15 protein-coding genes are annotated in these 12,896 nt (G+C 65.9%); 8 read left to right on the top strand and 7 right to left on the bottom strand.

The window, feature by feature from the left end:
- The first annotated feature begins 14 nt into the window (after positions 1-14).
- The 4 genes from IC66_RS0102800 to IC66_RS0102785 are packed head-to-tail and all read left to right on the top strand — an operon-like array spanning position 15 to position 3,692.
- On the top strand, positions 15-1,052 hold the full coding sequence (locus IC66_RS0102800) for an NAD-dependent epimerase/dehydratase family protein (RefSeq protein WP_038946597.1): 1,038 nt from the start codon (positions 15-17) through the stop codon (positions 1,050-1,052).
- A complete protein-coding gene (locus tag IC66_RS0102795; protein WP_038946596.1) occupies positions 1,039-1,860 on the top strand; it encodes a GNAT family N-acetyltransferase in 822 nt (273 codons plus the stop codon). The genes IC66_RS0102800 and IC66_RS0102795 overlap by 14 nt, the downstream gene beginning before the upstream one ends.
- Before the next feature lie 6 nt (positions 1,861-1,866).
- A complete protein-coding gene (locus IC66_RS0102790) occupies positions 1,867-2,922 on the top strand; it encodes a dihydrodipicolinate synthase family protein (RefSeq protein WP_038946594.1) in 1,056 nt (351 codons plus the stop codon).
- Positions 2,919-3,692 (top strand): ABC transporter ATP-binding protein, encoded by a 774-nt coding sequence (locus tag IC66_RS0102785; protein WP_193375298.1) that lies wholly within the window; start codon positions 2,919-2,921, stop codon positions 3,690-3,692. The genes IC66_RS0102790 and IC66_RS0102785 overlap by 4 nt, the downstream gene beginning before the upstream one ends.
- A 150-nt stretch (positions 3,693-3,842) precedes the next feature.
- Here the strand turns inward: IC66_RS0102785 and IC66_RS0102780 are convergent, their stop codons facing one another.
- From IC66_RS0102780 to IC66_RS0102770, 3 genes are all read right to left on the bottom strand, one after another.
- Positions 3,843-4,934: a TRAP transporter substrate-binding protein gene (locus IC66_RS0102780; protein WP_038946592.1), complete on the bottom strand. Its 1,092-nt coding sequence runs from the start codon at positions 4,932-4,934 to the stop codon at positions 3,843-3,845.
- Between the two features lie 161 nt (positions 4,935-5,095).
- Positions 5,096-5,353 carry a hypothetical protein gene (locus tag IC66_RS0102775; RefSeq protein ID WP_038946591.1) on the bottom strand — a complete coding sequence of 86 codons (258 nt, stop codon included), beginning with the start codon at positions 5,351-5,353 and terminating at the stop codon, positions 5,096-5,098.
- 66 nt (positions 5,354-5,419) lie between these two features.
- Entirely contained in the window at positions 5,420-6,370 is a 951-nt protein-coding gene (locus tag IC66_RS0102770; protein WP_028144917.1) for a DUF2778 domain-containing protein, read from the bottom strand.
- Between the two features lie 189 nt (positions 6,371-6,559).
- Between IC66_RS0102770 and IC66_RS0102765 the strand changes: the two genes are divergently transcribed.
- The gene (locus tag IC66_RS0102765) at positions 6,560-7,003 is read left to right on the top strand and encodes a DUF1810 domain-containing protein (protein WP_038946590.1); all 444 of its coding nucleotides are present in this window, start codon (positions 6,560-6,562) and stop codon (positions 7,001-7,003) included.
- Here IC66_RS0102765 and IC66_RS0102760 read toward each other — a convergent pair whose 3' ends face one another.
- A complete protein-coding gene (locus IC66_RS0102760) occupies positions 7,004-7,780 on the bottom strand; it encodes a crotonase/enoyl-CoA hydratase family protein (RefSeq protein WP_038946588.1) in 777 nt (258 codons plus the stop codon).
- Positions 7,781-7,819: 39 nt separating this feature from the next.
- Entirely contained in the window at positions 7,820-8,302 is a 483-nt protein-coding gene (locus IC66_RS0102755; RefSeq protein ID WP_028144920.1) for a tautomerase family protein, read from the bottom strand.
- A 101-nt stretch (positions 8,303-8,403) separates the two neighbouring features.
- Here IC66_RS0102755 and IC66_RS0102750 point away from each other — a divergent pair, with 101 nt between their 5' ends.
- From IC66_RS0102750 to IC66_RS0102740, 3 genes are all read left to right on the top strand, one after another.
- Positions 8,404-9,015 (top strand): TetR/AcrR family transcriptional regulator, encoded by a 612-nt coding sequence (locus IC66_RS0102750; protein WP_028144921.1) that lies wholly within the window; start codon positions 8,404-8,406, stop codon positions 9,013-9,015.
- A 14-nt stretch (positions 9,016-9,029) separates the two neighbouring features.
- Positions 9,030-9,815 (top strand): 2-keto-4-pentenoate hydratase, encoded by a 786-nt coding sequence (locus IC66_RS0102745; protein ID WP_038946587.1) that lies wholly within the window; start codon positions 9,030-9,032, stop codon positions 9,813-9,815.
- A 96-nt stretch (positions 9,816-9,911) separates the two neighbouring features.
- Positions 9,912-11,993 (top strand): methyl-accepting chemotaxis protein, encoded by a 2,082-nt coding sequence (locus IC66_RS0102740; RefSeq protein ID WP_038946586.1) that lies wholly within the window; start codon positions 9,912-9,914, stop codon positions 11,991-11,993.
- A gap of 6 nt (positions 11,994-11,999) precedes the next feature.
- On the opposite strand, the gene IC66_RS0102735 is transcribed toward IC66_RS0102740, so the two are convergent.
- Complete coding sequence (locus IC66_RS0102735; RefSeq protein ID WP_038946585.1) at positions 12,000-12,590, bottom strand: NADPH-dependent FMN reductase; 591 nt, start codon at positions 12,588-12,590, stop codon at positions 12,000-12,002.
- Positions 12,591-12,678: 88 nt separating this feature from the next.
- Positions 12,679-12,882 (bottom strand): hypothetical protein, encoded by a 204-nt coding sequence (locus IC66_RS0102730; protein ID WP_018322924.1) that lies wholly within the window; start codon positions 12,880-12,882, stop codon positions 12,679-12,681.
- Positions 12,883-12,896 lie beyond the last annotated feature (14 nt).

Genomic DNA, 12,896 nt, shown 5'->3' with positions numbered 1-12,896 from the left:
CAAGGGACAAATCCATGCTGCTCACCCGCCAGACGCTGCCGAAGACCATCCCCGATATCGCAGCCCTCGACGAGCTGCTGTGCCGTCCGACGCAAGCGCTGATCGACGACCTCGCCAAGGTCGAAGGCGACATCATGATCCTCGGCGTCGGCGGCAAGATGGGCCCGACGCTGGCCGGGCTGGCCAAAGCGGCCGCGCCCGATCGCCGGATCATCGGCGTGGCCCGCTTCAGCGACGCCGGCGTGAAGGACTGGCTGCACGCGCGCGGCGTCGAAACCATCAATTGCGATCTGATGGACGAGAAGGCAATTGCGGCGCTGCCGAAGGCGCCGAACATCATCTTCATGGCCGGCCGCAAATTCGGCGCCGAGGGCGATCTGTCGCTGACCTGGGCGATGAACGCACACGTGCCCGCCCTGGTCGCCCAGGCCTTCCCGTCCTCGCGCATCGTGGCGTTCTCGACCGGCTGCATCTATCCCTTCGTCGCTGTGGACGGCAAAGGCTCGACCGAGGACATGGCGCCGAACCCGCCCGGCGAATACGCCCAGTCCTGCGTCGGCCGTGAGCGCATGTTCGAGTATTTCTCGCACAAATTCGCAACGCCGGGCCGGCTATTCCGTCTCAACTACGCGATCGACATGCGCTATGGCGTGTTGCACGACATCGCGACGAAAGTGCTTGGCGGCACGCCGATCGACGTCAGCCTCGGTCATGTCAACTTCATCTGGCAGGGCGATGCCTCCGCGCAGGCGCTGCGCTGCCTTGCGCACTGCACCGCGCCCACATCGCCGATCAATGTCAGCGGCCACGAGATTTTGGCGGTGCGCGATCTTGCCCAGAGATTCGGCGCAAGATTCGGCCGCGCGCCGGTGCTGACAGGCAAGGAAGAGCCGACGGCATGGCTGACCGACACGTCGAAGGCGGTCGAGCTGTTCGGCCTTCCGGTCGTCGACACCGAACAGTTGATCGCCTGGACCGCCGATTGGGTCTCGCGCGCCATGCCGAGCCTCGGCAAGCCCACCAAATACGAGGTGCGCGATGGCCGTTACTGACGTCCCGCACATCGTCCAGCTCGGTGTCGACGACGCGATCGCGGGGTTGGCGCTGTCGACGGAAGCGCACTGGAACCAGACCGACGAGGACTGGCGCATCTTCCTGCGCGACGGCGTCGTGTTCGGCATTCGCGACGGCATGCGGCTGGTCGCAACCGCAGCACTGCTGCCCTATTCCGGCAACAACGCCTGGATCAGCATGGTGCTGGTATCAGGCACGCATCGCCGCCGCGGCCTTGCCACCCGTCTCGTCGACGCCTGCCTGGAGACGGCGCGTCAGAACGGTCTGACCAGCTGGCTCGACGCCACGCCCGACGGCGCTGCCGTCTACGGACCGCTGGGGTTCACGCCGACCCTGCAATTGCGTCGCCTGAAGCTGTTGAAGCCTGCGCGGGCCGAAGCGCCGCCATCGTCATCCGCGACCATCGAAGCGCTTTGCGTGCGGGACCTGCGGGCCACCGGTTTCGACCGGACTGCGCTCCTCTCCGCCTTCGCACAACGTTCCGGCTCGCGCATCGTCGGCGCCAACGGCGCCATCGCGCTGGTTCGCGACGGCCGGACCGCCCGCCATATCGGCCCGTTGTTGGGCAACAATGCCGCGGCAGCTCTGGCTTTGGTTGACGCGATCGTGCGCTCCGAGACCAGCCCGCTCCTGCTCGACGTCGTCGCGTCGCAAGACGCGTTCCTCGAAGGATTGACCGCCTCCAGCTGGACCATCGAGCGCCCGTTCCAGCGCATGCGGTTCGGTCCCGCCACCGTCACGGGCGAGGAAATGCCATTCGCCGTCGCCGGCCCTGAATTCGGATAGGACATCATGCATCACAGCCAGATCAACAGCGACATCCGCAACCTGATCACTGAGGGCACCGTGATACCGGCGCATCCGCTCGCACTCACTGCTGCGCGCCAGCTCGACAAGACGCACCAGCGTGCGCTGACGCGCTATTACATCGACGCCGGCTCAGGCGGCCTAGCGGTCGGCGTGCACACCACGCAGTTCGCGATCCGAGACGTCGGTCTCTACCGTCCGGTGCTCGAGTTCGCCGCCGAGACCGCGGCGAGCTGGACCAAGCGACCGCTGGCGATGGTCGCAGGCCTCGCGGGTCCGACAAGACAGGCGGTCACCGAAGCCCGCACCGCGCGCGACATCGGCTATCATGCCGGACTGCTCAGCCTCGCCGCGATGAAGAGCGCCTCCGAGGACGAGATCATCGCGCACTGCACGACGGTCGCCGCCGAGATCCCGCTGGTCGGCTTCTATCTTCAGCCGGCCGTCGGCGGCGTCATCCTCTCCGCCCGGTTCTGGCAGCGCTTCGCCTCGATCGACAACGTCATCGCGATCAAGATCGCGCCGTTCAACCGCTATCGCACCCTCGACGTCCTGCGCGGCGTCGCGGCCGCGGGCGCGCTCGACCGCGTCGCGCTCTACACCGGCAATGACGACCACATCCTGCTCGACCTGATGCTTCCGTTCGATCTGCGCGACAACGGCGTCACCACGCGCACCTACGTCAAGGGCGGTCTGCTCGGCCATTGGTCGGTGTGGACGGCGAGCGCGATCAAGCAGTTCGAACGCTGCAAGGCGGCGCGGCACAAGGATAGCGTGCCGGCCGACCTGCTGGCGCTCGATGCCCGCGTCACCGACTGCAACAGCGCCTTCTTCGACGTCGCCAACAATTTCCACGGCTGCATCGCCGGCTGCCATGAAGTGCTGCGGCGCCAGGGCCTGATGCAAGGCCTGTGGTGCCTCGATCCGGACGAGGGCCTCAGCCCGGGTCAGAAAGAGGAGATCGACCGCGTCTATCGCGCGCACGCCGACCTCAGCGACGATGCCTTCGTCGCCGCCAATCGGGACAAGTGGCTGGCATGAGCCCAGACCCCTTCATCAGCCTGCAGGGCGTCCGCAAGGTCTATCGCAGCGGCGGCGCCGAGTTTCTGGCCGTGTCGGACGTCACCATGGACGTGCAGGAAGGCGAGCTGGTCTCGCTGGTCGGCCCGTCCGGCTGCGGCAAGACCACGGTGATGAAGATCCTGGCTGGCCTGCACGGCGCCGACGGCGGCACGGTGAAGATCGGGAACGCCAAGAGCCCGTTCGATCCGAGCCGCGACATCGGCATGGTGTTCCAGCAGGCCTTGCTGCTGAAATGGCGGACGATCCTGGACAACGTGCTGTTGCCGGCCGAGATCGTCGGCCTGCCCATGAAGGCGGCGCGCGAGCGGGCGCGCGACCTGCTCAACCTGGTCGGGCTCGCCGGCTTTGAACAGAAATATCCGCAGCAGCTGTCCGGCGGCATGCAGCAGCGCACCGCGATCGCGCGCGCCTTCATTCACGATCCAAAGCTGATCCTGATGGACGAGCCGTTCGGCGCGCTGGACGCGCTGACGCGCGAGCAGATGAATCTGGAGATGCTGCGGATCTGGCGGGAGAGCGGCAAGACCATCGTCTTCGTCACGCATTCGATCCAGGAGGCGGTGTTCCTGTCGTCGCATTGCGCGGTGCTGACGGCGGGACCGGCGAAGATGGCCGACTATTTTCCGATCGACCTGCCCTTCCCGCGCGATCTTCCGCTGAAGACGACCGATGCGTTCGGCGCCTATGCAAGGCGGATCTATGCGAAGCTGGGTCTGGGCGCGGTGTAAGGCGCCACACGACAGGTGCCGTAGGGTGGGCAAAGCGGAGCGTGCCCACCAATTCTATGAAACGCGGGGCAGTCGTGGGCACGGCGCAAGCGCGCCTTTGCCCACCCTACGAGAGCCGGGCGCGGCGTTGTCACCGCGCCCTCCTCACAATCAGCTCTTGTTGCGCATCTTGCTGAGCAGATAGTTGTCGTAGAAGTTCTCCGCGATCTGCGTATAGAACAGCAGCTCCTTCATATACGCGTCGTGGCTCTCCTTGGTCCGCTTGAACAGGTCGCTCTTGGCAGCGAGCTCGTTCAGATGGTCCTGGGTCGCGTTGTAGCAGGCCTCCAGCACCGGTTGCGGGAACGCCTTCAGCTCCGCGCCGTTGGCGATCAGCCGCTTCAGCGCCGCCGGATTCACGCTGTCGTATTTCTCGAGCATCCAGGCGCCGGCCGCCGAGGCGGCCTGGTTGACGATGGCCTGATACTGCTTCGGCAGCGATGCCCATTTCTCATCATTGACGATCATGTGCAGCATCGCGCCGCCCTCCCACCAGCCGGGGAAGTAGTAGTACTTGGCGACCTTCTGAAAGCCGAGCTTCTCGTCGTCATAGGGGCCGACGAATTCGGCGGCGTCGATCGAGCCCTTCTCCAGTGCCGAATAGACGTCGCCGCCCGCGAGCTGCTGCGGCACGATGCCGAGCCGTGCCAGCACATGGCCGCCCATCCCGGCGATGCGGAATTTGAGGCCCTTGAGATCGTCGACGGTCTTGATCTCCTTGCGGAACCAGCCGCCCATCTGGGTGCCGGAATTGCCGCAGAGGATGGCGTGCGCCTTGAACGGTTTCAACGCCTCGTTGGTGAGGTCGGCGCCGCCACCGAAGTGCCACCACGATTCCTGATGGCGATGGTTCATGCCGAACGGCGCGCCGGTGGCATAGGCCAGCGCCGGCTCCTTGCCGATGTAGAAATAGAGCGGCGTCTGCGCCATCTCGACGGACGCGACGCTGACGGCATCGAGCGCCTGCAGACCGGGAACGAGCTCGCCTGCCGCGAAGGTCTGGATCTGAAATTTGTTGTCGGTGGCCTCGGCGACGTATTTCGCGAAGGTCTGCGCCGTGCCGTAGATGGTGTCGAGCGACTTCGGGAAGCTCGACGTCAGGCGCCATTTGATCTCCGGCGCGCTCTGCGCGATCGCAGGTGCGGCAACCAGCGTCGTCGCGCCGGCAACCGCGCCGCCCTGGAGGAATGTACGGCGTTTCATGATGGGTCTCTCCCTGAACTAAATTTCAAACATATGGGCTTGCGGCGACGATCTTCGCGGACCGTTTGCCCGTTCCCAAAGCAGAGTTCAAGATGCGCGAGGACATGGGTCCCGGATGACGCTGCGCTCCCGCCGGGCAACGAGACTGTGACTGAAAGGCTTCAGAGCAGCTTGGCGCTGACGAACAGCGCGCGCACGGCGTTGGTCGCCTGCCCCGCCAGCATCGCGTTACCGGCTGCGCCTTCCAGAGCCTCGACGGCGTCCTCGTGCAGGGAGCGGAATTCCATCCATTCGACCGACTTGAAGTTGGTGAGGAATTGATAGGCCTGACCGACGGTCGCGATCGCCAACGTGTCGCCGTTCAGCTTGATCTTGAACGTCGTACGCAGCGGGGTCTCGGAACTTGATGGATCACTCATGGGCTGCTTCTGGACGATGACGGCTTAACGAAGGGGAAACGGCAGCCCCGCCGCAGCAGGCGAATATCAGGAGTCGGTGCTGGCGCGCTGCGAGGCAGTCGCAGATCCGCTCAGGCTCGGCACCACGACCAGGCGGTTGAACTCGCCATTGTCGTAAGCCTTGAGGAAGCGATCATAGTCCTTGATCGAGACGCAGCCGTTGGAATCGCCGCGCGGCCCGAGCATGTAATTGTGGGTGAGAAGGCCGACGCGGCCGAGCGCGCTTGTGCCATCGGTGGGCGTCAGGCGCAGCGCGCGGACACCGTGGAACAGCTTTTCGCGCGGCTTCAGGTCGTAGGTTGCGGGTGGAGTCGCGCCGACCATGCGCTGGTCGACATGATTGGGGTCGTCCATCAGCGCGCCCATGCCGGAATGGGCTTCCAGCGCGACGCCGCTCGGCAGGTAAAGCGCCTTGGCCTTGATGTCATAGACCGCCGTCCGCGAATCGTAGCCGAGGGCGGCCAGATCCGGCGCCTTGCCGAACAGGCCGTCGCCGGGCGTCAGCGAGGCCAGCCTGATCTTGTCGGTGAATTTTTCGAAGAAGTTGCGGTTGTCGACCCTTGGGTTGGTCTCGGCATAGGCTTGGCTGGACGCGATCTGGGCGGAGAAGTCCGCCTGCGTCGGGCGCGAGCGCGGCATCGGGATGGCGTCGGCACGCTGCGACGGCCGCGTCTCGTCAACCACGTGCCGGTCGTCATCGGTCAGGGTCGAGCGCCAATCGTCGCCCTGGAGCTTCTGGGCGAGCATCGCCTTGGCATCGCGGAGCTTGAGCTGGACCGCACTCAGGGCGGAACGCTCCATCGTCCGCAGGCCAAGCTCGCGGGCGGGCGGATTGCCGGACGCCGACGCGAAACGGTCCTCGAAAGACGGGCTATTGGCCGGCGGCAGTGCAGCGGTGACCAGCGGGGTCGTGTCGCCGATATCGACAACCCAGGCAGCAGCCCCCAGCGCCAGCGCGACGGCGGCCAGAGACAGCAGAACTCTCTCGGCTCGCCCGACACGGCGGCGCGACAACAGCCTCTCGGCATGTGCTGCGTCGGAAACCATCAGATCCCCAAATCGACCCCCGGGGGGCCCAACCCCCGCCCGGAGACTCTATACCAGCTACCACATTGGGAGCCAAAAGTTAGGCATAATCGCGGCCGGCAAGGCCCTCCAAGGTATCCAATGACCGATCCTTTCGATCTAGAGCGCTTCGTAACGGCCCAGAACACGGTTTTTCGCGACGTCCAGGGGGAGCTGGCCCGGGGCCGGAAGCAGACTCACTGGATGTGGTTCGTCTTCCCACAAATCGCGGGCCTCGGCTTCAGCGCCATGTCGCAGCGCTACGCCATCGGCTCGCGGGCGGAGGCGAAGGCCTATCTCGCGCACCCCGTCCTCGGTCCGCGCCTGGTCGAATGCACCCGCCTCGTGCTCGCCGTCGACGGGCGAACCATCAACGCCATCCTCGGTGCGCCTGACGATGCCAAATTCCGCTCGTCGATGACGCTGTTCGGCGCGGTCTCCGATGAGCCGGTTTTCGGCGAGGCACTCGCCCGCTATTTCGCCGGCGAGCGCGACGCCGCAACGCTGGAGATCCTGTCGAAGCTGGATCGGCAAGCTCCACGTTGATCAACGTCCCTGGAAGATGGCGGCACGACGCTCGATGAAGGACTGAATGCCTTCCTTCGCGTCCGCGCTGCCGAGCACGCGGGCACGGATCTCCGGAATGTAGGCGATCGCCGCCGCCTCGCCGCCTTCGACGTACTTGGCCGCCGCTTCCTTGGTGACCTGGATGCCGAGCGGCGCATTGCGCGCGATGATGGCGGCAAGCGCCATCGCACGCTCGACCTGCTCGCCTGCGGGCACGACCTCCTGGACGAGACCGATCGCGTGGGCCCGCTCGGCCGAAAATTCGTCGCACAGGAACAGATGGTACATCGCGTCGCCCCAGCCGGCGCGCGACAGGAAGCGGAAATGCGCTCCGCCAAGCGGCGCGATGCCGCGCTTGGATTCCATCTGGCAGAAGCGCGCATCCGCGGCGGTCACCACGATGTCGCCGGCGAGCATCAGCTCGATGCCGATGGTGAACACGATGCCCTGCACGGCGGTGATAACAGGCTTGCGGCAGCGCTTGGCAAGGCCAAACGGATCGACATTGCCTTCCCGGATGTTGCGCTTCTCCGCGGTGGGCCCGAAGAATTTCGGCATGTCGAGACCTGCGGTGAAGTCCCTGCCCTCGGCGCAGATCACGCCGACGCGGTAGGCATCGTTATTGTGCAACTCGGTCAGCGCATCGGACAATTGCTCCATCATCACCGGCGTGAACGCGTTCTTCTTCGCGGCATTGTCGATGAGGATCTTGAGAACATGGCCGTGCACCTCGGTGCGGATCTGTCCCTCGCTCATGTGTGTCTCTCCATGATTGTCGTTCGGTGTCGGCGGGCGTCAGGCCGACGGCTGAATCGCCCCGCGGATCGCCTTGATCCGCTCCGGCGTGAACACGCCGGATTCGAGCAGTTGAAGGATCGAGAGCACGCCACCCCGCGATCCCCAGCTTCCCTCGTCGATGACCTCGAGATTGACCCACCAGGTGGGCGCCGGCGTCTGCATGCCGCAGGCCTCCGCGAGCCGCGCGAGCACGTTGCGGATCACCTCGGCGCGCACCTCCGCCGGCCAGGCCGCGTTCATCACCGCAATCCTGACGGTGATGATGTCGCGCGGGCTGTGCTGATCGGACAGGAGCTGGCCGCCGATCGCCATGCAGTCAGCCGCCAAGTCGTGGAAATGGACCTGAAAGCCCATTCGCGCGGCCGCCACGTGCTGGCCGATCTCAGGCTCGAGCACGGCATCGGTCAGGCTTTCCGCGAGGCGGCGGCGCTGGGTCAGGCTGAGCCGGCCCGCAGGCGCGGTCACGGTAATAATGGTCAAAAGGCGCCCTCCAAGAGAATTATGACGATCGTCATATTTCAGTCCCGCTTGCTTATGTCAATCGTCATAGTCTAGATCAGAACGCCGACCAGGGATTTCCCATGACCTCCACTACCCGCGACAAGATGATCGCCGGCGCCGCCGATTTGATGAGCCGCCGCGGCGTCAACGCCACCAGCATGCGCGACGTCGTCCGCCATACGGCGACGCCGCGCGGCTCAATCAGTCACCACTTTCCGGACGGCAAGCGGCAGTTGATCGCCGAGGCCGTGACCTTCGCCGGCAGGGAGGTCGCTACTCCTCTGGAGAAAGCCATGCGCGATCGCGGCGTGATCGACGGCCTGCGGGCCTTCGTCGCGTCCTGGCGCCGCCGGCTCGAGGCGACCGGCTTCAAGGCCGGATGTCCGGTGCTCGCGGTCGCCGTCGATGGCTATGTCGGGGAGGCCTCCGACAAGGACGATGAGGCGGCGCAGCAGCATCTGCTCGACCTCGCCGACGGGGTGTTCGCCGAGTGGCGGCAAATCATGCGCGCAGCCCTGCTGCGCGAAGGGCTGGCCGCGGAGCGCGCCGAGCGGCTAGCGACACTCGTCGTCGCCGCGATCGAAGGCACGGTCGCCATGTGCCGCGCCAACCGCAGTGCCGATGCGCTCGATCAGGTTCAAGAGGAACTGGAGACGGTGCTGGACGCCGCCCTCGCCCGCACCAACGGATAGATTGGAGACGCACCGTGGACCTTTCCCGACAGCGCGAACTCGCCCGTCATCTCGCCAAATTGCGCCGCGAGGGCCGGCAACAAAGCGGCCTCGAAGAACGGCTGGTACCGCCGGATGCAGACACGGCGTACCACGTTGCACGGATGGTGGAAGAGGAATTGGGCTGGGATGTCGTCGGCTGGAAGATCGCCGGCATGAAGCCCGGACTCCAGCGCCAGCTCCGCATCTCTTCGCCGATCTATGGGCGAGTGTTCGCGCCTCTGATCAAGAGCTCGCCCGCCAGCGTCGAGCACGCCAGGCAATGCAGCCCGATACCGGAAGTCGAGTATCAGGCACGTCTCGGCGCCGACCTGCCACCGCGCGCGAAGCCCTATGCGGTGGGTGAGGTCGGCGACGCCGTCGCCTCGTTGCATCCCGGCATCGAGCTAGCGGAGTGCCGCTTCGTTCACGATGCGGCATTTCCCGCAATGCCGGCGATCATGGCGGACGGCTCTGGATCGGGAACGATCGTGCTCGGAGAGCCCATCACCGACTGGCGCAACCGCGACATCGCCAATCAGGACGTCATCCTCAATTGCAATGGCGCCGAGAGGCGCCGCGGCTCCGCTGCAGAGGCGATTGACCATCCGCTGGTGCCGCTGACCTGGCTTGCCAACGAGCTGTCGCGGACAGGCATCGGTCTCAAGGCCGGCCAGACGATCAGCACGGGCACGCTGACTGGCATGCTGCGGCCGAAGGCTGGCGAAACCTACGTTGCCGATTTTGGTCCGCTGGGATCGGTAAGCGCGACCTACAGTTGAGAGGGCGCCATCGGCCTGAGCGTAAACCCGAGATTAACACGGGCATCCTAACTTCCGGAGAATATCTTTCTCCCCCGCGCCAATGCCGGACAGATCATGAAAATCGGTACGCTCCTGACCACCGCCATCGTCTCGCTCTCGACCGTGGGCGGCGGCCTCGCCGTCTATGTTGCCGTGACCAAGTATCAGACGATGGAGCGGATCAGCGAGGCGCAAGGCCGCCTGGCGATCGTCCGCGCTGCCAGCGACATCCCGCGCTATCTCAACCCCGAGCGCGGCTTTTCCACCAACATCCTCTACGGCCCTGCCACGATCGACCCTGCGCTGCTCGCCGAACAGGACAAGCTGCGCAAGCAGACCGACGGCGCCCGCGACAGGATGAACGCGCTACGCAAGGAGCTGCCCGGCTCGTTCGACGACGGCAACACCATCGGCAGCAACATCGATGGCATCAATGCGAAATTCACCGCCTTGCGCGAGGCCATCGACAAGGCGCTCACCGGGCCGGCGGAGGCCCGCAAGGACGCGGCCAAGAAGATCGTCGCCGACAATGCCGTGCTCAACGGCGGCGTGACCGCGCTGCTGAACGAGCAGGTCCGCCGCATGGCGATCCTGAACGGTGATGCCTACCGGCAGGCCAGCTACGCCAATACCGCCATGACGTTGCGCGACGTCGGCGGCTTCAACTCCAGCCTGCACAAGAACCTCGTCGGCGGCAAGAAGCCGGCGACCGACGCCGAGAAGGCCGACATCGGCCGCTCGCAGGGCCGCAACGACCAGCTCGTGATGGCACTACTGGAGTTGCGCGGCAATCCGGCAACGCCGGCGAACGTCGGCGCTGCGCTCGAAAAGTTCAATTCGATCTATGTCGAGGAATTTGGCCGCGAGCTCAAGCTCGTCAAGGACGGCGCGGTCAGCGGCAAGTACGAACACGACATGGACACCTATTACGCCGCCACGCAGCGCGGCCTCAGCACCATCATCGAGGTCCGCGACGCGTTCTACGATAATGCCGAGCAGATCCTCGCCGGCGCCTCCTCGGCCGCGCGCACCAGCTTCACCATCGCGCTTGCAGGCCTTGCCGCCGTGCTCGTCGCGAGCGTCGGCCTCATCGTGATGGTTCGCCGCCGCGTCTGCGCGCCGATCGTCAGCCTGACGAGCCGGATGTCGCGGCTTGCCGAGGGCGAGGTTGCGGAAAGTATCCCCGGCGCTGCGCGCTCCGACGAGATCGGGGCGATGGCTGCCGCCGTCCAGGTCTTCAAGGACAACATGATCCGGGCCGACCGTCTCGCGGCCGAGAAGCAGGCCGAGAATGACGGCAAAATGCGCCGCGCCCAGGCGCTCGACGAGCTCACCCGCGCGTTCGAGGCCAAGGTCACCGAGCTCGTCGGCGGCCTGTCCCGGGCCTCCTCGACCATGGAAAGCACCGCACAGTCGATGACCTCGACGGCGGCCCAGACCAACAGCCAGGCCGCGGTCGTCGCCACGGCCTCCGAGCAGACCTCGACCAACGTGCAGACCGTCGCCAGCGCCACCGAGGAGCTGACCTCCTCGATCTCCGAGATTGGTCGTCAGGTCGCACAATCCACCGAGATCGCGGCCCGCGCCGTCGAGAACGCCCGCCGCACCGGCGACACCGCGCGCACCCTCGCCGAGGGCGCGCAGAAGATCGGCGACGTCGTCACGCTGATCCAGAGCATTGCCGAGCAGACCAACCTGCTCGCGCTGAACGCGACCATCGAGGCCGCCCGCGCCGGCGAGGCCGGCCGCGGCTTTGCCGTGGTCGCCTCCGAGGTGAAATCGCTAGCGGGCCAGACCGCCAAGGCCACCACCGAAATTTCCGAGCAGATCACGGCGATCCAGACCGCGAGCGACGAGACCGTGGCCGCGATCCGCAACGTGGCCGACGTCATCGGCGAGATCGACCAGATCGGCACCGCGATCGCCGCGGCGATCGAGGAACAGGGCTCGGCGACCAAGGAGATCGCCCGCAGCGTCCAGGAGGCCGCCCGCGGCACCCAGGAGGTCAACACCAACATCGCAGGCGTGCAGCGCGCCGCCGACGACACCGGCGCAGCCGCAAGGGAAGTGCTCGGCGCCGCCGAGCAGCTTTCGACGCAGTCGCGCGATCTCGCCGGCCAGTTCGACCGCTTCCTCGGCGAGGTCAGGGCGGCGTAGACAAGTTCAGTACGGCGGTGCCTTGCGCGCCCGCTGCGCCTTGGCGGCCTCGATCCACCAGGCGAGATCGTCGGCAAAGCGCGGGAACGAGCGCTCCAGGGCCTTGCCGCCGTCGCCGGTCGGCTCGCCCTCGGCCGACAATGTCTGCGCGATCGGACCGACCCCGATGGTGCTCGACACCACCACCATGCCCATCTCCGACAGCGTGCCGTGCCAGGCGGTCGCGGCGCGCGCGCCGGAAAAACGGCCGGCGGAATAGCTCACGATCGCGGCCGGACGCCAGAACCACTCTTCGAGGAAGTGGTCGGTGAGATTCTTCAGGCCGGGCTGGATGCCCCAATTGTATTCGCCGGTGACGAAGACGAAGCCGTCGGCGCCGCGGATCTGTCCCGCCAGACTCTCAAGCGCTTCAGGTGCCGAACCCTTCGGATACTCCTTGTACATGCGGTCGAGCATCGGCAGGCCGATCGCCTTGGCGTCGATGAAGGTGACATCGTCGCCGCGCGCGCGCAGCCGATTGATGACGAAATTCGCAAGGCGGATGCCCATGCGGTCGGAACGGTAGGAACCGTAGAGGACGAGAATGCGATTGCTCATGATGGCCGCATGTTACCACGAAACCGGGACATAGAACGGTTTCCTTTATCGCGGCTCTTCCGCGTGACGCATCGTGCGTGGCGCGGCTTCAGTGCGTGGCGCGATGGCTGGCGCGGTGCGGGATGGACCGGCAGGCCAGCCCGTCGGCCAGCAGTTTCATGTCCTCATGCCGGCCGCTGCGAATCAGCCGGCCGAACTCTTCGGGTGTGAAAGGAAGACTTGGATCAGCATCGATGGGGCGCCGCAGCCGCGGGCCGAAGAACCATCGAACCAGGCTAGCCAGCCGCCGCATGTCAATTCCCTCGC

This window comes from Bradyrhizobium genomosp. III (genome assembly GCF_000261705.1).
Classification (GTDB): Bacteria; Pseudomonadota; Alphaproteobacteria; order Rhizobiales; family Xanthobacteraceae; genus Bradyrhizobium; species Bradyrhizobium ottawaense.
The sequence above is the reverse complement of the archived record's forward strand: the minus strand, read 5'-3'. Positions and strand labels throughout refer to the sequence as shown.